The organism is Caproicibacter fermentans, assembly GCF_009746625.1.
Classification (GTDB): domain Bacteria; phylum Bacillota; class Clostridia; order Oscillospirales; family Acutalibacteraceae; genus Caproicibacter; species Caproicibacter fermentans.
This window is the reverse complement of record NZ_VWXL01000084.1, coordinates 99,812-126,276: the sequence shown is the minus strand read 5'-3', so window position 1 is coordinate 126,276 and position 26,465 is coordinate 99,812. Positions and strand designations below refer to the sequence as shown.

The 26,465-nt window shown below is 58.7% G+C and carries 24 protein-coding genes; 6 read left to right on the top strand and 18 right to left on the bottom strand.

Going from position 1 to position 26,465, the window contains the following annotated elements; genetic code table 11:
- Positions 1–82: 82 nt before the first annotated feature.
- Complete coding sequence (locus tag CAFE_RS20690; protein WP_413814438.1) at positions 83–616, bottom strand: hypothetical protein; 534 nt, start codon at positions 614–616, stop codon at positions 83–85.
- Positions 617–731: 115 nt separating this feature from the next.
- On the opposite strand from CAFE_RS20690, the gene CAFE_RS20410 reads away from it, so the two are divergent.
- On the top strand, positions 732–1,181 hold the full coding sequence (locus tag CAFE_RS20410; RefSeq protein ID WP_321173080.1) for an exosporium glycoprotein BclB-related protein: 450 nt from the start codon (positions 732–734) through the stop codon (positions 1,179–1,181).
- Positions 1,182–1,258: 77 nt separating this feature from the next.
- On the opposite strand, the gene CAFE_RS14875 is transcribed toward CAFE_RS20410, so the two are convergent.
- The 8 genes from CAFE_RS14875 to polA form a co-directional block, all read right to left on the bottom strand.
- Positions 1,259–2,638 (bottom strand): NCS2 family permease, encoded by a 1,380-nt coding sequence (locus CAFE_RS14875; RefSeq protein WP_066646727.1) that lies wholly within the window; start codon positions 2,636–2,638, stop codon positions 1,259–1,261.
- Positions 2,639–2,890: 252 nt separating this feature from the next.
- Entirely contained in the window at positions 2,891–4,654 is a 1,764-nt protein-coding gene (locus CAFE_RS14870; protein ID WP_066646740.1) for a phosphoenolpyruvate carboxykinase (GTP), read from the bottom strand.
- A 173-nt stretch (positions 4,655–4,827) separates the two neighbouring features.
- Entirely contained in the window at positions 4,828–5,844 is a 1,017-nt protein-coding gene (gene tsaD / locus CAFE_RS14865; RefSeq protein WP_156991057.1) for a tRNA (adenosine(37)-N6)-threonylcarbamoyltransferase complex transferase subunit TsaD, read from the bottom strand.
- A complete protein-coding gene (locus CAFE_RS14860; RefSeq protein WP_066646746.1) occupies positions 5,832–6,047 on the bottom strand; it encodes a hypothetical protein in 216 nt (71 codons plus the stop codon). The genes tsaD and CAFE_RS14860 overlap by 13 nt, the downstream gene beginning before the upstream one ends.
- Positions 6,048–6,316: 269 nt before the next feature.
- On the bottom strand, positions 6,317–6,760 hold the full coding sequence (rimI, locus tag CAFE_RS14855; RefSeq protein WP_066646748.1) for a ribosomal protein S18-alanine N-acetyltransferase: 444 nt from the start codon (positions 6,758–6,760) through the stop codon (positions 6,317–6,319).
- Positions 6,748–7,926, bottom strand: coding sequence for a glycosyltransferase 87 family protein (locus tag CAFE_RS14850; protein ID WP_083210142.1), 1,179 nt, complete (start codon positions 7,924–7,926; stop codon positions 6,748–6,750). The genes rimI and CAFE_RS14850 overlap by 13 nt, the downstream gene beginning before the upstream one ends.
- A complete protein-coding gene (locus CAFE_RS14845; protein ID WP_156991056.1) occupies positions 7,923–8,753 on the bottom strand; it encodes a putative RNA methyltransferase in 831 nt (276 codons plus the stop codon). Before CAFE_RS14845 ends, CAFE_RS14850 begins: the two co-directional genes overlap by 4 nt.
- A 3-nt stretch (positions 8,754–8,756) precedes the next feature.
- A complete protein-coding gene (polA, locus tag CAFE_RS14840; RefSeq protein ID WP_066646762.1) occupies positions 8,757–11,318 on the bottom strand; it encodes a DNA polymerase I in 2,562 nt (853 codons plus the stop codon).
- 1,831 nt (positions 11,319–13,149) lie between these two features.
- On the opposite strand from polA, the gene dusB reads away from it, so the two are divergent.
- The gene (gene dusB / locus CAFE_RS14835) at positions 13,150–14,133 is read left to right on the top strand and encodes a tRNA dihydrouridine synthase DusB (protein WP_156991055.1); all 984 of its coding nucleotides are present in this window, start codon (positions 13,150–13,152) and stop codon (positions 14,131–14,133) included.
- 60 nt (positions 14,134–14,193) lie between these two features.
- Here dusB and CAFE_RS14830 read toward each other — a convergent pair whose 3' ends face one another.
- Positions 14,194–15,225 (bottom strand): GNAT family N-acetyltransferase, encoded by a 1,032-nt coding sequence (locus CAFE_RS14830; protein WP_166525153.1) that lies wholly within the window; start codon positions 15,223–15,225, stop codon positions 14,194–14,196.
- 30 nt (positions 15,226–15,255) lie between these two features.
- Positions 15,256–16,098 (bottom strand): DegV family protein, encoded by an 843-nt coding sequence (locus CAFE_RS14825; protein ID WP_066646776.1) that lies wholly within the window; start codon positions 16,096–16,098, stop codon positions 15,256–15,258.
- Positions 16,099–16,277: 179 nt separating this feature from the next.
- On the opposite strand from CAFE_RS14825, the gene CAFE_RS14820 reads away from it, so the two are divergent.
- Complete coding sequence (locus CAFE_RS14820; protein WP_156991053.1) at positions 16,278–17,336, top strand: InlB B-repeat-containing protein; 1,059 nt, start codon at positions 16,278–16,280, stop codon at positions 17,334–17,336.
- A gap of 53 nt (positions 17,337–17,389) precedes the next feature.
- Here the strand turns inward: CAFE_RS14820 and CAFE_RS14815 are convergent, their stop codons facing one another.
- Positions 17,390–17,653: a hypothetical protein gene (locus CAFE_RS14815; protein WP_066646781.1), complete on the bottom strand. Its 264-nt coding sequence runs from the start codon at positions 17,651–17,653 to the stop codon at positions 17,390–17,392.
- Positions 17,654–17,728: 75 nt separating this feature from the next.
- Positions 17,729–18,415 carry an ABC transporter ATP-binding protein gene (locus CAFE_RS14810; protein ID WP_066646783.1) on the bottom strand — a complete coding sequence of 229 codons (687 nt, stop codon included), beginning with the start codon at positions 18,413–18,415 and terminating at the stop codon, positions 17,729–17,731.
- Positions 18,416–18,512: 97 nt separating this feature from the next.
- On the opposite strand from CAFE_RS14810, the gene CAFE_RS14805 reads away from it, so the two are divergent.
- On the top strand, positions 18,513–20,033 hold the full coding sequence (locus CAFE_RS14805) for a phosphohexomutase domain-containing protein (RefSeq protein ID WP_156991052.1): 1,521 nt from the start codon (positions 18,513–18,515) through the stop codon (positions 20,031–20,033).
- Positions 20,034–20,103: 70 nt separating this feature from the next.
- Here the strand turns inward: CAFE_RS14805 and spoVAD are convergent, their stop codons facing one another.
- Entirely contained in the window at positions 20,104–21,126 is a 1,023-nt protein-coding gene (gene spoVAD, locus CAFE_RS14800; RefSeq protein ID WP_066646785.1) for a stage V sporulation protein AD, read from the bottom strand.
- 15 nt (positions 21,127–21,141) lie between these two features.
- On the bottom strand, positions 21,142–21,585 hold the full coding sequence (gene spoVAC, locus CAFE_RS14795) for a stage V sporulation protein AC (protein ID WP_267901554.1): 444 nt from the start codon (positions 21,583–21,585) through the stop codon (positions 21,142–21,144).
- A gap of 215 nt (positions 21,586–21,800) precedes the next feature.
- On the opposite strand from spoVAC, the gene CAFE_RS14790 reads away from it, so the two are divergent.
- Together CAFE_RS14790 and CAFE_RS14785 are read left to right on the top strand one after the other, a co-directional pair.
- Entirely contained in the window at positions 21,801–22,088 is a 288-nt protein-coding gene (locus tag CAFE_RS14790) for a PadR family transcriptional regulator (protein WP_156991051.1), read from the top strand.
- A complete protein-coding gene (locus CAFE_RS14785) occupies positions 22,085–22,591 on the top strand; it encodes a DUF1700 domain-containing protein (RefSeq protein WP_066646792.1) in 507 nt (168 codons plus the stop codon). The genes CAFE_RS14790 and CAFE_RS14785 overlap by 4 nt, the downstream gene beginning before the upstream one ends.
- 71 nt (positions 22,592–22,662) lie before the next feature.
- Here the strand turns inward: CAFE_RS14785 and CAFE_RS14780 are convergent, their stop codons facing one another.
- The 3 genes from CAFE_RS14780 to CAFE_RS14770 all read right to left on the bottom strand — a co-directional run bounded on the left by CAFE_RS14780 (position 22,663) and on the right by CAFE_RS14770 (position 26,148).
- The gene (locus tag CAFE_RS14780; protein WP_156991050.1) at positions 22,663–24,048 is read right to left on the bottom strand and encodes a TrkH family potassium uptake protein; all 1,386 of its coding nucleotides are present in this window, start codon (positions 24,046–24,048) and stop codon (positions 22,663–22,665) included.
- 27 nt (positions 24,049–24,075) lie between these two features.
- Positions 24,076–24,591, bottom strand: coding sequence for a QueT transporter family protein (locus tag CAFE_RS14775; protein ID WP_066646800.1), 516 nt, complete (start codon positions 24,589–24,591; stop codon positions 24,076–24,078).
- 150 nt (positions 24,592–24,741) lie between these two features.
- Positions 24,742–26,148, bottom strand: coding sequence for a hemolysin family protein (locus tag CAFE_RS14770; RefSeq protein ID WP_166525152.1), 1,407 nt, complete (start codon positions 26,146–26,148; stop codon positions 24,742–24,744).
- Between the last annotated feature and the right edge of the window lie 317 nt (positions 26,149–26,465).

Below are 26,465 nucleotides of genomic sequence, written 5' to 3'. Positions count from 1 at the left end.
GGACAAATCCCGCCGTGAGTTCTTTTAAATTTTATTGGCACCAAAGAACTTTCGGCATACTATGATAAAAAAGATTGCCGGCCTACTGCCGGCGAATCCGTTTTGACAGCAGGAGGGGATTTCTTGGGTTGTAATCAAAGTTTTCCACGCCGTAACGGCCGGGATCCGGTCGAAGCTCCAGTCCCGCTTTTGCGGCGCCCGGCGGACGCTTCTGTCCTCCGGGGCCTCCGGGGCCTCCCGGCTTTCCGGGACCTCCCGGCTTCCCAGGACTGCCGGGCCCAACCGGGCCGACAGGTCCCATGGGTATCAGTATTATCGGACCCGTCGGGTCCACCGGGCCGACGGGTCCGACAGGGCCCACGGGCGCGGCGGGCCTGAGCGTTACCGGGCCGACCGGACCGACGGGGCCCACGGGCGCGGCGGGCCTGAGCGTTACCGGGCCGACCGGACCGACGGGGCCCACGGGCGCGGCGGGCCTGAGCGTTACCGGGCCGACCGGGCCGACGGGGCCCACGGGCGCGGCGGGCCTGAGCGTTACCGGGCCGACCGGGCCGACGGGGCCCACGGGCGCGGCGGGTCTGAGCGTTACCGGGCCGACGGGTCCGACAGGGCCCACGGGCGCGGCGGGCCTGAGCGTTACCGGGCCGACCGGGCCGACGGGGCCCACGGGCGCGGCGGGCGCGGGTGCCATCATTCCGTTCGCCTCCGGCACTCCAACCTCTCTGACGACCGTGGCGGGAGGTCTGGTCGGAACCCTGGGATTGATCGGGTTCGGGCTGAACGCTCCGGGTGTCCTCGCCTTAGGAGTCATCGATCTCTCCGGCCTGAGCAACTTCGCGTTCTCGATGCCGCGTGACGGCGTCATTAATTCCGTCGCCGCCTATCTCAGCGTTACCGCGGCGCTTGCGCTTGTCGGTACGACCGTGACCGTCACCGCCCAGCTTTACAGCTCGCCGACACCGGACGACACGTTTTCACCGGTCCCCGGCGCGCTGGTGACACTTCCGCCGCTGACCGGCGTTATATCCATCGGCGATACCTTCAACGCCGTCACACCCGGGCTCGCCATTCCGGTCACCGCCCAGACGCGGCTGCTGATGGTCTTTTCGGCCACCGCGACGGGCGTGTCCCTGGTCAATACGATCGCGGGCTATGCCAGCGCGGGCGTTGCCATCAGCTGACGGCGCACTCCCGGAACGAAAAAAGGGAAGCCCTTCTCCGGAATTCGGAGAAGGGCTTCCCGCCGTTAAACTGAAAATCAGAAGTGAACGTACTCCAGAATATAGCGGATCACAAAGAGCACCGCAATTCCGTACATGATCGGGCTGACCTCCTTGGCCTTGCCGCGCACCAGCTTGATGAAGCAATAGCTGATGCTGCCGAACGCGATGCCTTCGGAAATGCTGTACGCGAACGGCATCATCGCGATTGTCAGAAAGCAGGGAATCGCGATTTCCATGTCGTCCCAGTCAACATCCCTCACGCCGCCGATCATCATGACGCCGACGATCAGAAGGACCGGATACGTCGCGGAGCCCGGAATAAAGCCGAGGAAAGGAGCGAGGAAAATCGCGAGGATGAAGCAGATGGCGGTGGTCACGCTGGTCAGGCCGGTTTTGCCGCCCTCCGAAATACCCGCGCTGGATTCCACATAGGTGGTCACGGTGGAGGTGCCGAACACCGCGCCGACGGAGGTTGCGATCGCGTCTGCCATCAGCGCCCTCGTCGCGTTGGGCAGCTTGCCCTCCGGGGTCAGAAAGCCCGCCTTGCCGGCGGTGCCGTACAGCGTGCCGACCGTGTCGAACATGTCGACCATCGTCAGGGAAATCAGGACCGCAATCAGCGAGAAGAACGCCACCCCGATCCCTTGATTGGTGTGAAGCAGCTCGGAAAAGCCGCCTGTGAATTTGCCAAAGGTCGGGGCAAGCGAGCCGCCGACCGAAAGGCCCTGCGAAATGCCGACGTTGGCGCCGAGCCCGAACTGCATCACGGCGCCCACGACGCTGGTTGCCAGAATGCTGATGAACAGGCCGCCCTTTACGCCGTGTACCACCAGGATGACGGTGATGAAAATTCCGATCACGGCAAGCGCCGTCGTAGGATTCGTAAAATTGCCCAGCGTAATGATGGTGGATTCGCTCGGCGCGACGATTCCCGCGCCCTTAAGCGCCACGATAGCGATAAACAGCCCGATTCCGCCGCTGATGGCCCTTTTCATGGGAAGCGGTATCGCATCCACGATTTTTTCGCGGATTCCTCCGGCGGAAAGCACAATGAAAATGACACCCGAAATAAACACGGCGGACAGGCCCGCCTGCCAGGAGTAGCCGTAAGTGCCGCAGATGGTGTAGGCAAAGAACGCGTTCAGGCCCATGCCCGGCGCCTGTGCCAGCGGGTAGTTGGACAAAAGGCCGCTTAAAAGCGTTCCGATCGCCGAGGCGACGCAGGTGGCAAGCATGACCGCACCCTTGTCCATCTTGGCGTCGCCGAGAATCGCCGGGTTTACAAAAATGATGTAAGCCATCGTGAAAAATGTGGTAAGCCCCGCGATGATCTCCGTGCGGATATCCGTGTGGTTCCCCTTCAGGTTAAAAAAGTCGCCCTTGGGATGGATCGCCGACGATGTACTGTCTGCCATTTTCGATTCCTCCGTAAAATAAAAATCGCCCGACAAAATTGCCGGGTCCCGTTTCGATTACAGATTAAGTATATCGGTTCCTCTGTGAAAACGCAATATTGCATTTACACAAAATTTTTAATTCAGAAACAGTTTATTCATACTTTTTATAAAACAATGCCGCATTATAAGGAATTTCGGCTGATTTTCTTCCACTACGAAATGCGCCGGCCGTCCCGAATGGGACAAGCCGGCGCATTCCGTACGAATCATTTATGCAAGTTTTTCTTTCAGCTTTTTAAGTTCCGTTTTCAGTTCCTTCGGGAGCTTGTCGCCGAATTTCTGATAGAATTCCTCAATTCCGTCGGCTTCCTTTGTCCAGTCCGCGCTGTCGACGTTCAGAATCGTCTTGAGCGTGTCGACGGTCAGATCCAGACCGGAGAGGTTGATGTCCTCCGCCTTCGGCACAAAGCCGATCGGGGTGTCGACCGCGTCCGCCTTGTCCTCGCAGCGTTTCAGAATCCATTCGAGCACGCGCAGATTATCGCCGAAGCCCGGCCAGATGAAATGGCCCTCGTCGTCCAGCCGGAACCAGTTTACGTTGAAGATCTTCGGCGCCTTGTCGCCGAGTCTTTCGCCCATATCGATCCAGTGCTTGAAGTAATCGCCCATATGGTAGCCGCAGAACGGCAGCATGGCCATCGGGTCGCGGCGGACGACGCCCACGGCGCCGGTCGCGGCTGCGGTTGTTTCAGACGCCATGATGGAGCCTACAAACACGCCGTTGTTCCAGTCCCTGGACTGATACACCAGCGGCGTGGTGCGCGCGCGGCGGCCGCCGAAAATAATCGCGGAAATCGGAACGCCGCGCCCGTTTTCAAACTCGGGGCTGATGCACGGGCAGTTTTTCGCCGGCGCGGTAAAGCGGCTGTTCGGGTGCGCTCCCTTTTCCTTGCTGCTGGTGCCGTCCCACGGGCGGCCCTTCCAGTCCACGGCATTCTTCGGCGGATTGTGGTCCAATCCTTCCCACCAGACGGTGTTGTCGTCCAGATTATGCACAACGTTTGTAAAAATCGTGCCGGATTTTGTCGTCGCCAGGGCGTTCGGGTTCGATTTTTCGTTGGTTCCCGGCGCCACGCCGAAAAATCCGTTTTCCGGGTTGATCGCCCAGAGCCTGCCGTCCGGTCCGATGCGCATCCAGGCGATGTCGTCGCCGACCGTCCAGATTTTGTAGCCTTTTTTCCGGTAGAATTCCGGCGGGACCAGCATGGCGAGATTCGTCTTGCCGCAGGCCGACGGGAACGCCGCAGCCACATATTTGATTTCGCCCAGCGGATTCTGAATGCCGAGGATCAGCATGTGCTCCGCCATCCAGCCCTCGTTTTTGCCAAGGAAGGACGCGATGCGCAGCGCAAAGCATTTTTTCCCGAGCAAAACGTTTCCGCCGTAACCGGAATTGACGGATATAATCGTGTTGTCCTCCGGAAAATGGCAAATGTATCTTTTTTCTTCGTCGATCTCGCATTTGCAGTGCAGGCCGCGCACCCAGTCGCTGCTGTTGCCAAGGGTTTCAAGAACCTCGCTGCCGACGCGGGTCATAATGCTCATATTCAGAACAACATAAATGGAATCGGTCAGTTCAACGCCGATTTTGGCAAACGGAGAGCCCACGGGGCCCATAGAATAAGGAATCACATACATGGTGCGGCCCCGATAGCTGTTTTTTGCGATTCCGTACAGCATTTCATAGGCCTTTGACGGCTCCATCCAATGATTGGTCGGACCCGCGTCCTCCTCGCTGCGGGAGCAGATAAAGGTGCGTCCCTCCACGCGTGCCACGTCGTTTACGGCCGTGCGATGAAGATAGCAGCCGGGAAGCTTCTCTTCATTGAGCTTGATCATCTCGCCGGTTTTGCAAGCTTCGGCCCTCAACGATTCAAGCTGCTCCTGAGTCCCGTCAATCCAGATCACCCTGTCCGGACAGACCAACTCCTTCATCTTTTCCATCCATTCCAGTACCGATTGATTCTGAGTCATATGCTTCTCCTTTCGGCCCAATGGCCTAATGAATATACTGCCATTATAATACAACATTTCGTATTGTGCAATAACATCGGATTCGTTTGTTAAAAATATATCAATTTTTGAAAATTATTTTTCTTTTATGCTCTCACAGAATAATGAATAATGATGAGCCCCATCCTGCAAAATTAAACGGAGAGAGATTCCACAGAAAGCTCCGCGCGGGCGTTCAGGCCGGGTCCGGCAACGTTTCCGGCCGCATACTCATAGAAGCCCTGGGCCGCGACCATCGCGCCGTTGTCGCCGCAAAGGTCCAGCCGCGGGCAGTAAAAGGACAGGCCGCGCTCCCGGCACACCGTCTTCAGTTCCCGCCGCAGCAGCGAGTTGGCGGAGACGCCGCCCGCCGTCACCAGCTTTTTCGCACCGGTTTCCTCCGCCGCGAGCAGCGTGTTCCGCACCAGACAGTCGACCACCGCCCTGCGGTAAGACGCCGCAAGATTCGGAATCGAAACCGTTTCTCCGCGCTGCCGTGCGTTGTGCAGCTGATTAAGCACGTTGGTTTTCAGGCCGGAAAAGCTGAAATCGAACGGAGCCCCATCCACGGACGGGCGCGGGAGTTTGTATGCCTTATCATTCCCCTGCTCTGCAACTTTATCCAGCTCTACCCCGCCGGGGTACGGCATGCCCATCGCGCGCGCGGCCTTGTCGAACGCCTCGCCCGCCGCATCGTCCCTGGTCTGGCCCAGCACGCGCAGGTCCGTGTAGTTCCGGACGTCGATCAGGTGCGTGTGGCCGCCGGAAACCACCAGGCAGAGAAACGGCGGCGTAAGCTCCGGGAACGTCAGGTAATTCGCGGCGATATGCGCGCGCAGGTGGTGCACCGGTACGAGCGGCTTCCCCGTCGACAGGGCCAGCCCCTTCGCAAAGTTGACGCCGACCAGCAGCGCGCCGATCAGCCCGGGCGCGTAAGTGACGGCGATCGCATCGATTTCGTCCAGGCTTGTCCCGGCGTCGTCCAGCGCGTTATTCACAACGCCGGAAATCGCCTCGCAGTGCCTGCGGGAGGCGATCTCCGGCACAACGCCGCCGTAAAGCCGGTGTTCTTCAATCTGCGAGGCGACCGAGTTGGAGCGGATGATTCTGCCGTCTTCGACAACGGCGGCGGCGGTTTCGTCGCAGGAGCTTTCAATTCCTAGAATTCGCATGTGTCCTCCCCGGGCTCCTCTTCCCGCGTCCGGAAGCGCTTTCCGGCGCGGTGCTTCAGTCTCTTGGCGTCCGGTCCCTCAAGCGTATTGTTGTTGCCGCAGGAAACGGTGGTTCCGGCCTTGATCGGCGCAAGCAAAAAGCCGATCACGATTCCGATGAACGTGCAGGCAAGCGCCAGCAGACGGGTTTCGCGTTTTGTCATGTTGCATTCCCCCTGATTCTTAATTTTGAGCGGAATTTCATACTCGATTCTTTCTTTTTGCCCTGAAGGCAGCGTAAGGCGAGCGTTCGACCGCGCAGGCCCATACTTTCGGTCCCGTACGAAAGGTACGCGGGTCGGGAGGAGCAGCCTGACGCCGCATCCAGATTGTCGGCATCAAGAGGGCAAGAGAAAGTAAAGCAGAGGACTTGTTTTCAGCCGTGGGCGCCGTAGGCGAGTAAGGGCCGGACGGCCTGCCCCAAGAAAGCATCTTAAAAATGCAGGGTAAGAATCAGTGCGTCCTCCGCAGGGTTCCGGTAAAAGTTCTTCCTTCTCCCGGCGGGGCGAAGCCCCAGCGACTGATACAGCGCGACCGCCGCCGTGTTGGAGGGACGCACCTCCAGGCTGAAAAACTCCGCGTTCCTCTCGCGCGCCCGGCCGATCAGGCCCCGCGTCAGCGCGCGTCCGACGCCCTGACGCCGAAAAGCGGGGAAAACGGCGATGTTGTCCACATAGCATTCCCCGCGGACACAGTGCATCCCCGCGTAGCCGGCGATTTCTCCGCCGCTCTCCGCGGCCAGAAAGACGGCGGTATCGCTGGAAAGCTCGGCGGCAAGTCCTTCCCGCGTCCACGGCTCCGCAAAGCAGAGCCGTTCCAGCTCGGCAAGGCGGTCCAGGTGCCGCGGCGCCATGGGAATCAGCTTCAGTCCGTCCATCCCCGCCTCATCACCTTCCAGTCCGAGCCGTCCCGGATGCGGTAAATAATATGAATCGCGACCCAGATCAGGTTAAAGAGCATCAGAACGGAAAACAGCTTCATGCTGATAAACCGGAATCCAAACAGAAACCGGCTGTAGGCGTAGACGGAGGACATCACCGTGATGACCGGGACATAGAACTTTTCCGGAAAATAAAACGCGAACACAAGCGAGAGCAAATCCGCCGGGTACCAGTATCTCTCGTGCATAAACGGAAGAAAATACGGCAGCAGCATCACATAAAACAGCGCAAGGGAGACCAGCATTTCATCCGTGATGCGGAATTTCTGTGCGCAGAGATAGGCAAACGTGAACAGCACCAGCGCCCCTGCGGCCAGCACCGCCGCCCTGCCGACGGATTCCGGCGCGTCCGCGGGGAACCAGGTAAACAGATTCGGCAGGTTCATCGTCAGCTCGTTGTACTCCTGCGACTGCCGGAAATAGACGGTCAGTAATTCCCAGAAATTACGGCCCATCACGGCGGCGGGCAAAATGGAAATCACATACACCAGCGGCGGGATCAGCAGACAGCGCGCTTTGATTCTGCCCTTGAGGAGCAGGACGAACAGAAACGGAGCGAGAAACACGGCCTGCAGCTTGAACGCAAGCGCAATTGAAAACGCCGTGACGGCAAGGTACTGCCGATCCTCCATCAGATAGCAGATGCAGGCGAGCAGCGCGGCGGTATAGATGGAATCGCACTGCGCCCAGACCGCCGAATTCAGAATCACGCTGGGCAGGAACAGCGTGACCGCGTAGGCGATTTCCCCCCAGAATTCACCGTATTTCCGGTCGACGATGCGAAACACATAATACGCCGCCGCGACGTCCCCCGCGCAGGAGAGCGCCTTAATCAGGTGCAGGCCGGAAAACGGAAGATAGGTGAGAAGGGCAAGCAGATAGTAGTAGGCCGGCGTGTAGTCGCCGAAATTGATTCCCACCGCCGAAAGGCCGCCGTTCTGGCGAAGCAGCTCAAACCATCCGGATAAAAACTGCCGGTAGTCGCTGGAGATATACCCGAAAAATCTGAGACGGACCGCCATGGCGAGGACCGTGACGGCGACCATGAAGAAGATATTCTCCGCTTTGACAAAGTTAACGAACGCCTTGCGCTTGCTCATCATTCTCCCACCTTGCGATAGAGTAAAAAATCGAATCCTATTTCCGTTCTAAGCATCTGCGTCCGGGCAAGCCGCTCGCAGCCCTCGCGCGGTGTTTTTCGGAAGTAGGGCGTCATGGCGAACAAGTCCCCGATTTCCCGCGCCCCGTTTAATGTGATATTCCCCCGCACCGGCACGCGCCGGAGGAACGCAAAACCAGGGTACTCGGTTTCCCGGTATTCGTTCTCGTACGGCTCGTCGTAAAGGATTTCTTTCAGGCCGTACAAATGCCGCTGCGACGGCACGGCGAGGATCAGGACCCCGCCGGGGCGCAGCACCCGCGCATATTCCCGCGGAACAATCGGCGCGAACACATCCGTAAGAACATCGGCGGACGCGGAAAGAGCCGGAATGCCGAAGATGCTGCCCACGGCAAACATAATTCCCCGATACTTCTTCGCGGCGGCGCGCACCGCGGATTTCGAAATATCGAGCCCGTACTGCTCCGGAGCCGCTCCCCTTTTCAGCAGATGTTCCCGCAGCCGCCCGGCATAGTATCCCTCGCCGCAGCCCGCGTCCAGAATCACGGGGCGCCCCTGCGGAAGACTGTCCTCCGCCAGACGGTTCAGGCAGTCGCTGAACGGCGCGTAATGCCCGGCTTCCAGAAACCGCCGGCGCGCCGCGACCATTTCGCGGCTGTCCCCCGGGTCGGCGGAATGCTTCCTGTTCGGCGGAAGCAGATAAACATAGCCCTCTTTCGCAAGGTCATAACTGTGCCCCTGAGGGCACCGGTATGCCGTTTCCTCCCGCCGGAGCGTAGCCCCGCAGACGGGGCAGGCAAAAATCCCCATACGCTACGCCTTCGCCTCATACCAGGTCTCCCCGGTCTTCGCTTCCGCGATCATCGGAACGGAAAGCGACACGGCGTTCTGCATTTCCTCGGTCAGCAGCGAGGCGGCACGGTCCGCCTCCTCATTGGGGGCTTCGACGATCAGTTCATCGTGCACCTGCAAAATGAGCTTCGACTTCATCTGTTCGCGTTCCAGGCGGTCCCGCACGCGGATCATCGCGATTTTGATGATGTCCGCCGCCGTGCCCTGAATCGGCATGTTCCGCGCCACGCGCTCCCCGAACGCGCGCAGATTGTGATTCGACGATTTCAGCTCGGGCAGATACCTCCGCCGCCCGAACAGCGTCTGCACATAGCCGTCTTCCTTTGCCTGCTCCACCACGCGCTCCATGTAGGAATCCACTCCGGAAAAATTCGCGAGGTAATCCGTAATGTAACGCTTCGCCTCCGCGACGGAAACATGGATGTTTTTGGACAGCGAAAACGCGCCGATGCCGTACACGATTCCGAAATTGACGGCCTTCGCCCGGCTGCGCATCAGCGGGGTGACCAGCTCCTCCGGCATATGGAACACCTGTGCGGCCGTGCTGCGGTGAATGTCGTTGTCGTTCAGAAAGGCATGGATCATATTTTCGTCGTTCGCCACATGCGCGAGCACCCGCAGCTCGATCTGCGAATAGTCCGCGTCCACCAGCACCCAGCCGGGGCGGGCGCGGAAAAAGCGGCGCATTTCGCGCCCGAGCTCCGTGCGAACGGGGATATTCTGCAGGTTCGGCTCCGTGGAGCTGATACGCCCCGTGCGCGTTTCGGTCTGGTTAAAGCTGGAATGAATCCTGCCGTCCGGCCCGATGACCTTTAAAAGGCCGTCGCAGTAGGTGGATTTCAGCTTTGCAAGCGCGCGGTAATCGAGCACCATCTCGACCGCCGGGTGGTCGTACCGCAGCTTTTCCAGCGTTTCCGCTCCGGTCGACCAGCCGGTCTTCGTCTTTTTGCCGTGCGGAAGGCCCAGCTTTTCAAACAGCGCGTCTCCAAGCTGCTTCGGCGAATTGATATTGAATTCGTACCCGACGGATTCATAAACCTGCCGCTGCAGCTCCGTGATGCGGTGCTCCAGCTTTTCGCCGAACCCGCGGATTCCGTCCTCGTCCACCGCGAAGCCGGTGTTTTCCATATCCGCAAGCACCTTCGCCAGCGGAATCTCGATGCGGTCGAGCAGCTCCGTCTGGGAATTTTCGGCGATTTTTTCCGCAAGCCGGTCCGCAAGGCCGGGCATCAGCGCGGCGGCCGTCTGCGCTTCCGTCAGTTCCCCGGCAGGTTCCGGCGCGCCGTACTCCCTCGCGAGCCGCGCCGGCTCGTACCCGGAGGCCGACGGGTTCAGCAGGTACGCGGCCAGAAGGGTGTCGAACACCGGCCCGGCCAGCCGCACGCCGTCCTTCAGCAGTCTGGAGCAAAGCGGCTTGACGTTGTGGGTGTTCTTCCGGACGGATTCGTCCGAAAACAGCGCGCGCAGGGTGTCCGCGTCTTCCACGGTATGGAGTACGCCGTCCCGGTTCCAAAGCACGCGCAGCGCCCCGTCCTCCGTTTCCGCGATAAAGTCCGCCCGCCCGGCTTTTCGCGCGGCGTTCAGCAGCTCCGCCGGGTCCGTATGCTCCGCGACCGTCACGGCCTGCTCCTGACGAACCTCCTCCGGCTCCGGCACGTCCAGGCCCATTTTCTCAATCAGCGAGAAAAACTCCAGCTTCGCCATCAGCCGCGCCGCGCCCGCGCGGTCGCCGGGAACGGGAACATAGTTTTTCAGGTTTGTGTCGATCGGCGCGTCGGTTCGGATGGTTCCGAGGTGACGGCTCAAAAACGCGCTGTCCTTCCCGGCCTCCAGCTTTTTCCGCATTCCGTCCTTGATTTCCAGCTCGTCCAGATGCGCATAGATGTAATCGATATTATGGTAGGCCTGAACCAGCTGCCCCGCGCCCTTCGGCCCGATTCCGGCGACGCCCGGAATGCAGTCGGAGGCGTCGCCCTGAATCGCCTTGATCTCGATCATTTCCCTCGGGGTCACGCCGTAATCCTCTTTGATTTTCGCTTCGTCGTACAGTGTGACCTGCGGCTGCCCCATTTTCGTGGAGGCGAGGCGCACCGTGACATGCGGCCCGACCAACTGCAGGCTGTCGCGGTCCCCGGTCGCGAGGACGCACTCGTCGCCCGTTTTTTCGCATTGGTGCGCGAGGGTGCCGAGGATGTCGTCCGCCTCGAAGCCCTCGCATTCCACCAGATGATACCCGAGCAGCACCAGAAGCTCCTTTAGCGTCGGCAGCTGCTGGGCAAGCTCCTCCGGCATCCCCTTGCGGTTCGCCTTGTAGCCCGCGTATTCCTTGTGCCGAAAGGTCGGCGCGCGCAGGTCGAATGCGACCGCGACCGCATCGGGGGAAGTTTCCGCGTTCATTTTTTGCAGGATGGTCAGAAAGCCGTAGATTCCATTGGTAAACAGCCCCTCTTTCGTCGTCAGGAGCCGCACGCCGTAGAACGCCCGGTTCAGAATGCTGTTGCCGTCCAGTACCAGTAATTTCATCGCTTTTCCCCCGGAATACAAGTTATGGAAGTATTATATCACGTTCCCGGGGAAAAATTAAGGGTTATTCTCAACGATGAGAAAAGAAACAAACCGCCCGGAGCAACGGGCGGTTTGTTTCTTTCCAGATATAATTTGACTACCACGCGACGGCCACTCCAACGCCGCGCAGAGCTATCCGCCCTTAAATCATAAAGAAAGCCGCGTGAGTGCTGAATTACCCACGCGGCCCAGTGTCGGCGGCCCTGCCGTTTTAAAAGGACGGAGAGCCATGTTGCCTGCGGCACCTCTCCTGATAAGAGCGTGCCCAATTCTGCCTGATTCAAAGAACTCCTTTTCACGCGCTTTGCACTTTCCCGCCTCTCAAAACGGAAAAGCCGCCGGTACCGGGCGGCGTGCTCCCGCCCCCGCGGAGAGAATGGCGGCACGAAATTTCCGGGTTCCGTGCCAAAAAAATACGCGGGAGCGGGCGTTTCGCCCGATACAGGGCACAAAAAAGCACCGGTACGGAATTCTCATTCCATACACCGGCGCGCGTGAAAAGCAGGAATTTTTTTCGCCCCTTTTTTCCCGCTCTGTACAAAACAGGGGGAATGAGGTATAATATTACCTGCAAATGCGCGGTTTTACCGCTGTGTATGGAGCCTGCACTCCGTATGCAGGGGGCGAGGTGTCTCACCACCTTGTCCCTGCTTTGCACTTTTTTATGTGCCTTACAAGAAACAGTATACCGCTTCTTTCCATAAATTTCAACTTAAATTCTTTTTTTCTTGTTATTTTCTTTTGCTCTGGGGCTGTAAAAAAGCGGCTAGCCGCAGAGCTATTATGGGGCAAAGTGCCCCATAACCCTAACTATTTCTTATTTTCAGTTTGTCCTCAGGCCGGACAGGCCCCTACTTTCGTCCTCAAACGAAAGTAGGCAAAGGTTGAGTAGGGGGGAGCAGCGTGACGCTGCATCCAAAGTGTCGGTAACAAGAGCGGCGAGAGGAAGTAAAGCCAAGCACTATTCTTCAGCCGTGGGCGCCGTAGGCGAGTAAGGGCCGGATGGCCTCCCCCCTACACCCCCGACTACCGTCATACAACACAGAAATGTTCTTGTAACGCAGTGCTTTTCATTGACGGTTCCCATTCTTTCCCTAAGTGCTCAATATGGAAGCACACAGGAAATTGAAAGTCATTAAAGTTAACTGTTTCAGCGCATAGAGAATCCACAGGCGTAACAGCAAGTTTTTCTAAGATGAGCGAGGTTGGAATATCGACGGCTTGAGTCAAGGCAAGCTAACGAATTGCAGTTTCCCTAAAATAAAGCAGCGGCTTTCACTTCGGAGCCCCCGTCGTCAATAAGAAGCAGAGTGCTTTAAGAACATTGCTTTTCCCGTTGACAGGTGCCGGGGGGCGTCGGGGGGGACGGTTGGAGCCCTCCCTACGGGAGTTTGAAGTCCCCCCCGACCCGTACTTTGCATACTTTCGTACGGGATCGAAAGTATGGGCCCGCACGGCCTGAGTGCAAGGTAAATAAATAGAAATATTTTGGGTTAAGGGGCACTTTGCCACAAATTTACCATTGTAAAAGACATGAAGAAATAAAGAGCAATCAGCCCCAAAGATAAAATAGCATAGCTCTGCGGCTGCTCAAGCCGCTTTGCGTCCCCATACGACCAGAGGACAGAATTGAAAAAATCAATCCTGTGACGACTTAAAGTTTTCAACTTTTTCACCTCGGACTGTTGAAAATGTTCCCTTTGCGCCGCCGCTGTACAAAGGTGAGGGCAAGCGATATAATAACCGTAGCCCTGAACAGGGACTGCTATCAGAATCAAAGGATGTTTTTATGGATACGATCAAGATCGGCACGGTCGAGCTTTCGGGCCGGGCGGTGCTGGCGCCGATGGCGGGCGCGGGCGACCGCGCGTTCCGCGAAATCTGCGCTTCGTTCGGCGCGGCGATGACGACCAGCGAAATGGTCAGCGCCAAAGCGCTTCAATTCAACGATAAAAAAACGCCGGAATTAATGGAGCTGGGCGCCGACGCCCGTCCGGGCGCGATTCAGCTGTTCGGCAGCGAGCCGGACGTGATGGCGGAGGGCGCGAAGCGTGCGATGGACTTTGCCCCCGACGCCATCGACCTCAACATGGGCTGCCCCGCCCCGAAGATCACCGGCCCCGGCGCGGGCAGCGCGCTGATGAAAGACCCCGCGCTCTGCGGCGAGATCGTCGCGGCGGTGAAAGCCGCCGTCCCCGTGCCGGTCACGGTCAAAATGCGCGCGGGATGGGACGAGAAAAGCAGAAACGCCGTCGAGGTGGCAAAAATCTGCCAGCAGGCCGGGGCCGCCGCCGTGACGGTTCACGCGCGGACCCGCAGCCAGATGTACGCCCCGAACCCCGATTGGGGCGTCATCAAGGCGGTCAAAGAGGCCGTTTCCGTCCCGGTCCTCGGCAACGGCGACGTGACGGGGGCTCAATCCGCCGCCCTGATGCTGGAGCGGACCGGCTGCGACGGCGTGATGGTCGGGCGCGGCGCGCTCGGCAACCCGTGGGTCTTCCGGGAAATCAACGCGTACCTGACGGAATCCTGCCGCATTCTGCCCCCGCCCGGCGTTTCTGAAAAAATGCTCGTCCTGCTGCGGCAGGCGGAGCTGATGTGCCGCTACAAGGACGAGCGCCGCGCGATGAACGAGGCGAGGAAGCACGTCGGCTGGTACCTGAAGGGCCTGCGGGGCGCCGCCGAATTCCGCCGGCGCGGGTCGCTGCTCTCCACGATGGCGGAGCTGGAAGCGCTGACAAAGGACGTCATCGCGGAAAACGAAAAAGAATAAAAAGAAAGCCGGTCTTCATGCGGGATGTTTCCCGTTTAAGACCGGCTTATTTCTTTCTATCTATCTCTCGCCCGGCGTATACCGCATGCGGTAATACATCGCCTCGCCCAGATGCGTCTTCATGAAATGGTGGTCCGCAATGACAAATCCGGCGCTTTCATAGCAGGAGACGGCGCGCCGGTTCCAGTCCTGCACGTCCAGCTCCAGCGGCATGCCGGGGTACTTCTGCCGGAAGCTGTCCAGAATCAGCTCCATGACTTGCCGCCCGCTCCCGTTTCCGCAGGACTCCGGGTTCACGCCAAGACCGACCGTCATGCCGGATTCGGTTTCCCGGAAGCGGAAAAAGGCGTACAGCTCCCCGGCGGAATCCAGAACCGCCCAGTATTGGGATTCCCGGACTTCCGGTTTGGTAATCGCCCATCCGCCGGCGACGGCGGCGTCCCACTCCGGCATATCGTAGCGGGCGTACTCGCCCGCGTAACGCCAGGAGCAGACGGCCCTCGCCTCCTCCTCCGTCAGGCCTGGGCGGCAGAAAAGGCCGTTCGCCCGGTCCCGGCGGGTAAAATACTCTTCCCGCGTCATCAGGTAGCAGACTTCGTCCATCTTCACGCCGCGGTAATCTATGTAAGAGCCCTGAAGCGTCTTTTCGTAGCGGAATCCGCTTTTTGCAATCACACGGCCCGACCGGGTATTGAACGGAAAATGCGCCACCGAAAGCAGCGCAAGCCCTATTTCCTCAAACGCGTACCGCTGTGCCCGTTTCACGGCCTCCGTCATCAGTCCCCGGCCCCAGCAATCCCGCGCCAGCACATAACCGACCTCCCGGCAGGGGCCCATGCCCTCATGCGAAAGGCGGTCGGGGTGCAGTCCCAGCGAGCCGACCACCCTTCCGTTTTCCCGCAGAACGATCGCGTTGACTTCCTCGTTGCCCACAAAGCTTTTCAGGATTTCACGGCTTTCGTCGAGCGAGGAATGGGGTTTCCAGCCCGCGTTCGGCCCGATTTCGGGGTCCTTCGCATACGCGTAAAAATCCTCAAGGTCTTCCATGCACCAGGGCCGCAGCAAAAGCCTGCGGGTCTGCATCGGTTTCATGCGGTTCATCCCCTCTTGCGGCCGCGGCCTTTATTTTTCCAGATAGAAAATCACGAGCGTATTCGGCCCGGTGTGGGTCGTCATGGAGCAGCCGGCCCGGGAAGTCATGACTTCCCGGAATTTGCCGCTGTCCTTCACGATCCCCACGATTTCATCGAACAGCTTGCGGTCCATTCCGGTGGTGGAAACAAACGCGCGCTCGCCGTCCGGATTCGGCTGCGACAGAACAAACCGGGCGTATTCCCGGCACACCTGCTGAAAATTGCCCCGGAATTTTTTACAGACGGACAAAACGCCCTGATTGTCAAGGAGCAGGCAGGGGCGCAGCTTTAAAAGATTCGCGCCGAACATCTGCAGCATGGTCGCCCGCCCTCCCCGGTAGGCAAATTCCAGCGTGTCCAGAAGAACATAGGTCCTCACGCGCTGTTTATCCTTTTCCATCTGCTCATAAATTTCTTTCGCGGAGCATCCCGCGTCGCGCATATCCGCCGCGCGCAGAACCAATAATCCCTGCGCGGAGCTTAACGTATAGGTGTTAACGACATAGACGTTGTCGAATTCTGCGGCCGCAATGCAGGCGTTCTGATAGGACGAGGAAAATTTAGAGTTCATGGCAAGGTGGACCACGCTGTCGCCGTTTTCGGCGGCTTTTCGGAACACCTCAAAGAAATCGACCGGCGGGGGCGCGGCGGTTTTTGGCAGCCGTTTGGTTCGCTCATAGTCCTTGAAAAGTTCGTCCGGCCCGATTTCAAAAACATCCTTGTAGGACGCCTCGCCGATATTGATCGAAAGTGGAACAATCGTAATCCCGCGCTGTTTGTACAAGTCGGGAAACAAATCGCAGGCGCTGTCGGCGCTGATCAAAACGGCCATGAAATAATCTCCTCCAAATGCTTGTAATTAAATGTCATTATAACACCGCGGGGCCTGTTTTTCAAACTTTTCAGAGCTGCCGGAAAAAAATGTTGTTTCTTTCTGTACGGTTCCAGTTGTATTTTAACACCCGGATATGATAATATGAAAAGAGTTTTTGTTGAGAGGATTTGCATGATATGAATCAAAGAGCAAAAAAATACATAATTGTCCTTTTTACCGTTCTTTTCAGCGCGGTTTTTTTCACTGTGACCGCGTTCGCCCAGGCCGGCATCACGCCGGAAAACGACTCTTCCACTCCGGTTTCGTCGGCTGTGAACAAATCGTCGTCCGTTTCCTCGTCTCAGGAATCCTCCTCTTCGCCGTCTTCCGGCGAATCGCAGGTCACGTCTAACGCGGACGGGACCGGGAACGTGGACGTCCCTCCGCAGGAAGAAACCGTTATGGTCAAGCTGGATTACAACGACGGCAGCGCGGTCAGGGTCGTCAATGTGAAGCCCGGAACGCAGGTAAAGAATCTGGCCGTGCCAACGCGCAAAGGCTACCTGTTCGACTACTGGACCATGAACGGCGCGAAGGTTTCCTCTTCCTTCGAGATCTATTCGGAAATCTCGCTGACCGCTAAATGGGAGGCGAGCGCCGAATCCAGCCGGAAGCCCTCCAGCTACGCGAGCGTGGACACGCATCAGCGGGAAGTGGAGCAGGCGGCGTCCCGTGCGGAAGAGGCCGTCAGCGACCCCGGCGTGCTCTCTTCCGAGGACTGGAATTCCATCCTTTCGACCGGCTCGCAGGCGGCGTCCGCCGCGGGGACCGCGTCTTCCCAGGCATCATCGGCTGCCTCGCAGGGCGGTGGCGGCTCCTGGCTGTTCCCGGTGGGAATCGCGCTGATCGTCCTGTCCGCCTGCGGCATCGGGGCCTTTCTCTATCTTCAGTTTTTCAGCGGCCCGGGCCCGCGCGGCCCAAAATCCGGCGCCGGTACGGAGGAGTTTGACGACCTGGAATTCACCGACATCAGCTCCAACAGCACCGGCCCCTATGCCGCGCCGGAAGAACCGGAGCCCGAGCCGCGGGCCAGAAGCGCCGGATCGGATTCGGACGACACAAGGCCCATTCCTCCGCAGGCGCGCGCCGAGGATGCGCGGCGGAAGGATTACGACTCTTCCCGTTCCCAGGCGCGCGCGGTCGACGGGGAAAAAAAGAATTTCGACTGGGATAAATTTTTCAACGACGATATTTAATCCCGCATCCTGCGGAAAAACAGCCGGGGCTTTCGCCCCGGCTGTTTTGTTTATTACTTCGGTTCTTTTCCTTCGCTTCCAAACAGGTTGAAACGAAACAGCTTTGACTCATCCTCGGGATCGTCGCACATGACAAAGGCCTCGGCAATCTTGCCGCCTTCAATCAGTCTTGTCAGACCGACAAGCTGGCTGAGTTTGCTCTTCAGGTTGAGCCGGTCTCCTTCGTCAGTTACCAGGAACACTTTGCCCTTGCAGTCGTCAAGGACCTTTAAAAAAGAATTTACATCGACGTCGTGCAGTTGTACCGGAGAAGACATGAGCGAGCCTCCTTTCGCCGCCTAGAGCGGATATAAATTTTCTGATTTCCATATTATACCCGGCGGCGCGGTTTGTCAATTCCGTTTTTCCTCCGACGCGATTTTCCCGTCCTGAATGCGGACCACGCGGTCGGCTGTCTCCGCGATCCGGTCGTCGTGCGTGATCAGCACGACGGTGCGCCCCATTCGGTGCAGCGAATGCAGGATCTCCATCACCTCACCGCCGGAGCGCGAATCCAGATTGCCGGTCGGCTCGTCCGCGAGAAGGATCGGCGGCCTTGCCGCGATGGCGCGGGCGATGGCGACCCGCTGCTGCTGCCCGCCGCTCATCTGCGCCGGGCGGTGGTGCATTCTGCCGCCCAGCCCGACCTCGATCAGCGCCTCCTGCGCCAGCGCGCGCCGCTCCGCTCTGGGAATTCCGCGGTAAATTAGAGGAAGCTCGACGTTTTCCAGAGCGTCCTGCCCGCTGATCAGGTTGAAACTCTGAAAGATGAACCCGATGCGTCGGTTGCGAATCCGCGTCAGCTTTTTTTCGCTCAGCCCCGCGACGTTTTCGCCCTCGAGATAATATTCCCCGGAAGAGGGCGTGTCCAGGCATCCGATGATATTCATCAGGGTCGACTTTCCGCTGCCGGACCGTCCGACGATCGCGAGAAATTCGCCCCGGTTCACGCGGAGCGTGACCCCGGCGAGCGCGTACACCTCGCTGTCGCCCATCCGATAAATTTTTGTCAGATCCGTCACCGAGATTAATTGTTCCATTCTTTCACCCCGTTTACAAATATCCGCGCAGGCTCTATAATGAGAGCAAATGAACCCGGGTCTTGCTGCGCAGGGCCCGACGAAAGGGGCCAAAACCTTGTTAAATTCCTACTGGAAACAGCTGAAAAGCGGAACGGACATCCGAGGCGTGGCTAGCGAGGGCGTTGACGGCGAGGCGGTAAACCTGACCGACGAAACACTTGGAAAGCTGGCCGGCGGCTTTGCGCTGTGGCTGTCCGCGCGCGCGGGCAAACCGGTCAAAGAGCTCCGCGTCGCCGTCGGACACGACAGCCGCGTATCGGCGGAGCGAATTTTCTCCGCCGTCTCCGGCGCGCTGACCGACTTTGGCGTAAACGTGCTGGACTGCGGGCTTGCCTCCACGCCGTCCATGTTCCATGTGACACGCGGCCTGTCCTGCGACGGCTCCGTGCAGATTACCGCGAGCCACCACCCCTGGAACCGCAACGGGCTGAAATTTTTTACGCCGGACGGCGGTCTGGACGGCCCTGATATTGAACAGATTCTTCTGCACGCTCAAAACGGGGACAAACCGGCCCCCGGAAAAGGCGCGCTGGAATCTGCGGATTATATGAGCCGCTACTGCGCCGATCTTTGCGACATGATTCGCAAAGGCGTGAACGCCCCCGACTACGACAGGCCCCTTTCCGGCTTTCACATCGTCGTCGACGCCGGAAACGGCGCGGGCGGCTTTTACGCGCGCGACGTGCTGGAGCCGCTGGGCGCGGACGTTTCCGGCAGCCAGTTTCTGGAACCCGACGGCATGTTCCCCAACCATATCCCGAACCCCGAAAACGAAACGGCGATGCGTTCCGTCTGCGGCGCGGTGATTCGCGCGAAGGCGGACCTCGGCGTCATTTTCGACACGGACGTGGACCGCGGCGGGGCCGTCGACGCGGCGGGCGAAGAAATCAACCGCAACCGGCTTGTGGCGCTCGCCTCCCACATCGCGCTGGAAAACTGCCCCGGCGGGACGGTCGTCACCGATTCCGTCACCTCCAGCGGCCTGACGGAATACATTGAAAAAACGCTGGGCGGAAAACACCACCGTTTTAAGCGCGGCTACCGCAACGTCATCAACGAAGCCGTCCGCCTGAACGCGGAGGGGGTCGACTGCCCGCTCGCGATTGAAACCTCCGGACACGCGGCCATGCGGGAGAATTATTTTCTCGACGACGGCGCGTATCTGGTGACGAAGATCATCATTTTGTCCGCCCGCCTGCGCGCGCAGGGCAAAACCATCGGCGATCTTCTGGAACCGCTGCGGGAGCCCGCGGAGGCGCTGGAGCTTCGCTTCCCGATCCGGAAGGAAAACTTCCGCGAATGCGGCGAGGCCGTGATCTCCGGGCTGCGGAAATACACCCTCGGGCAGCCCGGCTGGACCGAGGCCCCGAACAATTACGAGGGCATCCGGGTCTCGCTGGACAGCGAACACGGGGACGGATGGTTCCTGCTGCGCCTGAGCGTCCACGACCCGATCATGCCGCTGAATGTTGAAAGCGACCAAAAAGGCGGAGTCAAGCGGATTCTGGAGCAGCTTTCCGTTTATCTGAACGGCTGCGACGGCCTGGATCTCTCGTCTTTGAACAAGAGCCTTTAACTCTCACTTTTGAAGCGGCCGCCCGCCTGGAACCAGGCCGGGCGGCCGCTTTTGTTGCGCAGGGTCCGCGTCACGTCGCCGTCAGATAGACCAGATGCGCGACGCTCGGGATGCTCTCCCCCTGCTGGGAGGAAGTCGGCGACATCAGCGCGCCGGTACCGACAAACAGCACGTTGTGAAGCTGGCCCTGCTCCATCTGCTGCAGGATGGCGGAGCACAGAATTGCCGCGCTGCATCCGCAGCCAGAGCCGCCCGCGTGGACGTCCTGCTTTTCCCGGTCGTAAATCATCATTCCGCAGTCGTTATGCACCGGCTTGATGTCGATTCCCTCCTTCCCGAGGATCTCCTCGAGAAGCTCGCTGCCGATAAAACCGAGGTCTCCGGTCAGAATCAGGTCGAATTCCTGCGGCGACGATTCCGAATCCTTGAAAAAGTCCATCAGCGTCTGCGCGGCGGCGGGGGCCATCGCCGCGCCCATGTTGTTCGCGTCCTTGATGCCGAAATCGGCGATTCTGCCGAACGTAACCGCCTTCAGCCCGATTTTGGCCCCGGGATTATCCTGCCGCTTGCCGAGCAGGACGCACCCGGCCGCCGTCGCGGTCCACTGCGCGGTCGGCGTGCGCTGGCCGCCGTATTCCAGCGGAAAGCGGTACTGGCGCTCCGCCGAGCAGAAGTGGGAGGAGGTCACCGCCGCCGCGCGTCCGGCCGCGCCGGACTCGACAAACAGCGAGGCGATTCCGAGCGTCTGCGCCATGGTGGAGCAGGCCCCGAACTGCCCCAGAAACGGAATATCCAGGCTTTTCAGCCCGAATGTGGAGGAGATGCACTGATTTAAAAGGTCGCCGGCAAAAATACAGTCGATGTCCGTGTTTTTCAGGTTTGACTTTCTCAGCGCGATATTCACCGCCTCGTTCTGCATGCGGCTTTCCGCCTTTTCCCAGCTGGATTCCCCCAAGGTCGTGTCGTTGTGGCACTGGTCGTAGTATTTTCCATAGGGGCCCTCGCCCTCTTTTTTTCCGACGACCGCCGCGTACCCCAGCACCGCCGGGGTCGTCGTCAGCTCGAACGTGTATTTTCCTTTTTTCTGCGGCATACGCTCAACTCCCCGTTAATATAAGTGGAAGAACCACAGGATCAGCCCGTACAGAATCGACGCCGCGATCCCGTAAACCAGCACCGGCCCGGCTATGACGAACATCTTGCCGCCGATGCCCAGCACATACCCTTCATTTTTGAACTCCATCGCGGGCGAAACGATCGAGTTTGCGAACCCGGTGATCGGCACCAGCGATCCGGCCCCGGCGTGCTTGCCGATGTTGTCGTAGATCCGCAGGGCGGTCAGCAGCGCGCTGAGGAAAATCAGAGTGATGGAAACGAAGGTGCTCGCTCCCTTCTTATCCAGCCCGAAGTACAGGTAAAGGTGAAGAAACGCCTGACCCAGCGCGCAGATGCCGCCGCCGACCAGAAAGGCCATGACCATGTTTTTACCCCATTTTGTCGGCGGGGAAGCTTTGTCCGCCATCGTTTTATATTCTTTTTTCGAAACCGTCAATGTTCTTTGCCCCTTTCGTTTCAATTACTTTTATTCTGTCTGAATCAAGGGTGAATATGCGGCGCGGCCATTTTTTCGTTGACAGCGGCGCCACGATCCTCTATAATTATATTTAGTTATACTAAACACTTAGGAATGAGGAGGCGGTTTGCATCAACGACCGCTATGAGCGCCAACTGAAAAAAGGCGCGCTGGAAATCATCATTCTCCGTCTGATGAAGCGGCGTCCTTCTTACGGTTACGAGCTGCTGACGGAGCTGGAACAGAAAAGCGGGCGCTTTTTTACCCTGAGGGAAGGAACCCTGTACCCGATTCTTTACCGGCTGGAGGACGACGGCCTGATCCGCTCCAAATGGAGCCGGGGGGAAAACAGAAGCAGCCCGAAAAAAATCTACACCATCACGCCCCGCGGGGAAGAGACGCTGGAGCAGCTTTGCGAGGTGTGGAAACAGTTTTCAGAAAGTGTAAACGAACTACTTTTCGAGGAGGATTTATCTCAATGACGGAAAAACAATATTTAGCAGAGGTGTCCGTGGTTCTGCGTCGCTCCGGAATGCCCGGAAAAATCAGAAAGCGGCTGGAGGCGGACCTTGCCTCCGATTTCAGCGCCCGGCTGGAGCGCGGGGAAACCGCCGGGGAAATTGTCCGTTCCATGGGCGCACCGGAAAATCTGGCCGCCGAATTCATCGCGGAAAACGGCGGCGTAAAAGTTCGGACGCCCGCCGAAAAGGCGCTTTTGATCTGCGGCGTCCTCTCCGCAGTTCTAACCGCGGCGGCCGGCCTGTATCTGGCCGTCATTTTCGATTTTGCGTTCCGGATTCAGATGTGGCTGAACGGACGGGACGCCGCCGAAAGCGGACAAACGGTCATCGGAGGCGCGGACGGTCCGACGGCCATTTTTGTCGCTTCCCAGCCAAATCCGCTGCTCTGGCTTTTGTTCGGCTTTTTTCTTGCCGCCTGCATTCTCTGTTTCATTTTGTACGCCCGGCTCCGCAAAAACAGGTAATCGCTCGAAAACAGCGGGCCTTTCGGTTTTTCCGAAAGGCCCGCTGCAAAGTAATATAAAATTTATTCTCTTTAGCCGACTACTATCTTACCCTCCGGCAGAATGGTACCGGAAGAGGAGCGCCCCTTGCGCAGGGTGAACGCAAGCCCGAGGGAAACCGGGCCGACCCGGCCGATGTACATGGCGCAGATGACCGCCATTTTCGCGACGGTGGTCAGCGTCGGAGTCACGTTTGCCGTCAGACCGACCGTGCCGAACGCGCTGGTCGCCTCAAACAGGGCGTCCACGCCGTTCGTCGCCGAGTTCGTCGTCATGATGATGCCGGCGGTCATGATGACGACCAGCACGCCGATGGTCAGAATGGCAAGGGAGCGGTAAACCGTAAACTTGTCCAGCCGGCGCTTGAGCACGACGGCGTCGTCGCTGCCGCGCATGACGCTGGTCACCGCGGTCACCAGCACGACAAAGGTCGTCGTTTTGATTCCGCCGCCGGTCGAGGCGGGGGATGCGCCGATGAACATGAAAAACACCATGATCAGCTTGGTCAGGTCGCGCTCGGAGGCCGTGTCGACCGTATTAAAGCCAGCCGTGCGCGTCGTGACGGATTGGAAAAAAGCCGCGTTCAGCTTCTCGCCAAGGTCCATATGATTCAGCGTATTGTCATTTTCACAGATTAAAAACAGACCCGTACCGGCAACAAGGAGCAGCAGCGTTGTGCGCAGGACGATCTGGGAATGGAACTGCAGTACCCGCGGACGCTGTCTGTCCAGCCTTGTGCGGATTTTGGCGGAAAAAATATCGTTGATAACGACGAAGCCCAGGCCGCCGGTCACGATCAGCGCGGCGACGGTCAGCGTGACGAGCGGATCGTTCACATATCCCGTCAGGCTGCTGCCCGGCGCGGTAAACCCCATCACATCGAATCCCGCGTTGCAGTAGGCCGAAACCGCCGTAAAAAGGGAAATCCACACCCCGTGAAGCCCGTACCGCGGCACGAACCGCAGCATCAGAAGGAACGCGCCGACGGTCTCGCAGGAAAAGGTGAAAAACAGAACGATCTTAATCAGGCGTTTGACGTGAATCACGCTTCCGGCGGTGTTCTCCGCGGCAAGCAGCATTCCGCGAAAACCCAGCTTGCGCCGCAGCAGCATGGAAAACCCGGTCGTGAACGTCACAAGGCCAAGTCCGCCGATCTGAATCAGAAGCAGAATGACCACCTGGCCGAAAAGGTTCCAGTGGCTCCACGTGTCGAACAGCACCAGGCCCGTGACGCAGACCGCCGAGGTCGACGTGAACAGCGCGTCCAGAACCGGAGTCGGCGCGCCCGCCCGCGCCGTGACCGGCAGAGACAGAAGAACCGCGCCCGTCAGAATTACCAGAAGAAAGCTTACCACAATCAGCCGCACAGGCGGCGTGCCCTTCAGCTTCTTTTTCAGGGAAGGAATCTCTTCTCCCATTCCATTCACCTCAATGCCATGAGAAATCTAAAACAGCTTTTTCATCGCCCTGCTGGAATTGATCCACGCGGCAAGCGGCAGTCCCAGCCCATAACACACGACCAGCTCGTCAAGCCCGATGGATAGCGCCTGCGCGAAAAATTCCGCCCACGCAAAGCCCCCCGGCGACAGGATGACAATTTCGGCCCCGACAAAAACCGCGTTGACGATCACAGGCGGCAGCGGCGCCAGAACCGGCAGACCGTGCCAGCGCACCCCGCGCAGCAGGCGCGTGCCCACGGCGGAAATCAGCGTTGCGAGCGTGCCGACGACCAGATCGGTGCTGTAACCGCTGAACAGGTTCGACAGAAAACACCCGACCGTAAGCCCCGGAACCGCCGAAAACGTGAAGACCGGAAGAATGGTGAGCGCCTCTGAAAACCGGAACTGCACCGGGCCGTAGGCCAGCCCCCAAAGGGCCGCCAGAAGGGTCAGCACCGTGTAAAGCGCGGCGATCATTGCCGCGAGCGCGATCGAATGCGCGCGGCCTGTTTGACGTTGCATTTTTTGATACCCCCGTAGTTTTGTTTAAGGTCAGGATGTTGCGACTGACCCCGCCTTTTCACAGCGGTTCTAATAACATACTACAAAATTCTAAAAATTGCAATCCTTATTACGCAATTTACGCAATGTTTGCAATATTTCCCAATCGCTTTATTCCTTGCTTTTTCCCGGCTGCAGCTGCCCCTGTGCCGGAAGCGCGTCCTTTTCGATCAGGATTTTCGCGATCCTGCGCTCCTCCATCGCGGCCACGGTGAGCGTCATGCCGCAGAGCCTGACCTGCGGATGCTCGTTTTCGCGCGGCAGACGCCCCAGGTGTTCCATCATCAGTCCGGCGATGGTGTCGTAGTCCCCCTCCGGAAGGTCCACGCCCAGCATATCGGAAACCTCGTCCACCGGCGCGGTGCCCTCCACATCGAAGCGGTTTTCGCCGTCCCGGTGGATTTCCTCCTCTTCGTTGTCGTATTCGTCCTGAATGCTGCCGACAATCGATTCCAGAAGGTCCTCCATCGTGATGATTCCCTCCGTTCCGCCGTATTCGTCGACAACGACGGCGATCTGGACCCGCCGCAGCCTCATTTCCCCGAAAAGCTCGCCGCACGGTTTGCTTTTCGGAACAAAATAGGCCGGGCGCATCAGGCGTTCAAGTCTCATCTCCGGCGACACAGACCTGCCCACGTAAGGAAGCAGATCCTTTACATATATAATACCGACGACGTGGTCCAGATCCTCATGGTAAACCGGGATGCGCGAATATCCGTTTTCCATGGACGCAGCAACAACATCCTCCACGGTGTCCGTGTCCTCCGCCGCGACGACGTCGGTCCGGTGCGTCATCGCCTCGTCCGCGGTCGTGTCGCTGAATTCGAAGATATTGGAGATCATATCCTTTTCCTTCTCATCCAGAAAGCCGCTCCGGCGGCCCGCCTCCATCATCAGAAGAATTTCCTCCTCCGTGACGGCCCGACCGGGCGCCTGCGGCCCGCCGCCGGCAAGGCGGGCAAAAACGGCGGCGCACCGCGCCAGAATCGCCGCGGCCGGTCCGAACAGGCGGATCAGCGCGGAAAGAATGACGGCGAAACGGAACGGCAAAACGCCGCTGCGGCTGAGGGCGATTTTTTTTGGCATCATATCTGCGAACACGGCCCAGAAAATCAGAAAAAGAAGCGTGATGAGAAAAAGCGAAATTCCACGCACGGCCGGCGGCGGGATGGGCAGAAAGGCAAGAAGCCGGGCCGCGCCCGCCGTAAACCCCGCCGCGGCAACCGCCGCCGCGGCCATGCCCGCAGCGGCCTCCCCGGCGCGTGCGGCTGAAAGAAAGCGCGCGGTTTCGTCATATAGGGCCAGCAGCTTTTCGGCCTTTTCATCGCCTGCCTCCGCCAGTTTTTTTATTTCCGCCTTATTCAGCGACAAAACGGCGGTTTTTCCCGCCGCAAAAAAGGCGCCGGCAAGAAACAGAAGCAGCAGAACCGCCGCCGTGGCCGCGAGATTCTCCGGGGCGGCCGCGCCCGTAAAGGACAACCGTATCGGTATTGTAGGATCGCCAGGGTCCGGTGACATGAATTTACCCCTTTCAAACAATTCTATTTGATTGTCATTGTATCGTTTCCGGCCTCCGCTGTCAATGCGGAGCCGGGGCAGAGGGACCGAGCTGCGGGGTGAAACAGGGCGACGCTCACACTTTCTTTTCATGAGCGGCGCCTGAACGGCATAAATTGAATTACAAAAGTAAATTTTGGGCATTGTGTTATTTTTACTATATTTTTTTTACTGGTTTCCGTGCGCTTTTTCATAATTTTCCTTTACATGGAATGTAAAAGATGTTAAACTCTAAACAAGTACAGACTTTTGTGCTGTGCCAAACGGAATCAATTATC

Excerpts from the sequence above, each read along its gene's own strand:
- tsaD (WP_156991057.1), bottom strand. The coding sequence starts at position 5,844 with ATGCGAATTCTAGGAATTGAAAGCTCCTGCGACGAAACCGCCGCCGCC.
- CAFE_RS14785 (WP_066646792.1), top strand. The coding sequence starts at position 22,085 with ATGACGGAAAAACAATATTTAGCAGAGGTGTCCGTGGTTCTGCGTCGC.
- spoVAD (WP_066646785.1), bottom strand. The coding sequence starts at position 21,126 with ATGCCGCAGAAAAAAGGAAAATACACGTTCGAGCTGACGACGACCCCG.
- CAFE_RS14830 (WP_166525153.1), bottom strand. The coding sequence starts at position 15,225 with ATGAAACCGATGCAGACCCGCAGGCTTTTGCTGCGGCCCTGGTGCATG.
- CAFE_RS14820 (WP_156991053.1), top strand. The coding sequence starts at position 16,278 with ATGAATCAAAGAGCAAAAAAATACATAATTGTCCTTTTTACCGTTCTT.
- CAFE_RS14775 (WP_066646800.1), bottom strand. The coding sequence starts at position 24,591 with ATGCAACGTCAAACAGGCCGCGCGCATTCGATCGCGCTCGCGGCAATG.
- CAFE_RS14870 (WP_066646740.1), bottom strand. The coding sequence starts at position 4,654 with ATGACTCAGAATCAATCGGTACTGGAATGGATGGAAAAGATGAAGGAG.
- CAFE_RS14860 (WP_066646746.1), bottom strand. The coding sequence starts at position 6,047 with ATGACAAAACGCGAAACCCGTCTGCTGGCGCTTGCCTGCACGTTCATC.
- CAFE_RS14770 (WP_166525152.1), bottom strand. The coding sequence starts at position 26,148 with ATGTCACCGGACCCTGGCGATCCTACAATACCGATACGGTTGTCCTTT.
- CAFE_RS14825 (WP_066646776.1), bottom strand. The coding sequence starts at position 16,098 with ATGGCCGTTTTGATCAGCGCCGACAGCGCCTGCGATTTGTTTCCCGAC.
- CAFE_RS14815 (WP_066646781.1), bottom strand. The coding sequence starts at position 17,653 with ATGTCTTCTCCGGTACAACTGCACGACGTCGATGTAAATTCTTTTTTA.
- CAFE_RS14790 (WP_156991051.1), top strand. The coding sequence starts at position 21,801 with ATGAAGCGGCGTCCTTCTTACGGTTACGAGCTGCTGACGGAGCTGGAA.
- CAFE_RS14845 (WP_156991056.1), bottom strand. The coding sequence starts at position 8,753 with ATGGGGATTTTTGCCTGCCCCGTCTGCGGGGCTACGCTCCGGCGGGAG.
- rimI (WP_066646748.1), bottom strand. The coding sequence starts at position 6,760 with ATGGACGGACTGAAGCTGATTCCCATGGCGCCGCGGCACCTGGACCGC.
- CAFE_RS14810 (WP_066646783.1), bottom strand. The coding sequence starts at position 18,415 with ATGGAACAATTAATCTCGGTGACGGATCTGACAAAAATTTATCGGATG.
- CAFE_RS14875 (WP_066646727.1), bottom strand. The coding sequence starts at position 2,638 with ATGGCAGACAGTACATCGTCGGCGATCCATCCCAAGGGCGACTTTTTT.
- polA (WP_066646762.1), bottom strand. The coding sequence starts at position 11,318 with ATGAAATTACTGGTACTGGACGGCAACAGCATTCTGAACCGGGCGTTC.
- dusB (WP_156991055.1), top strand. The coding sequence starts at position 13,150 with ATGGATACGATCAAGATCGGCACGGTCGAGCTTTCGGGCCGGGCGGTG.
- CAFE_RS14850 (WP_083210142.1), bottom strand. The coding sequence starts at position 7,926 with ATGATGAGCAAGCGCAAGGCGTTCGTTAACTTTGTCAAAGCGGAGAAT.
- CAFE_RS14780 (WP_156991050.1), bottom strand. The coding sequence starts at position 24,048 with ATGGGAGAAGAGATTCCTTCCCTGAAAAAGAAGCTGAAGGGCACGCCG.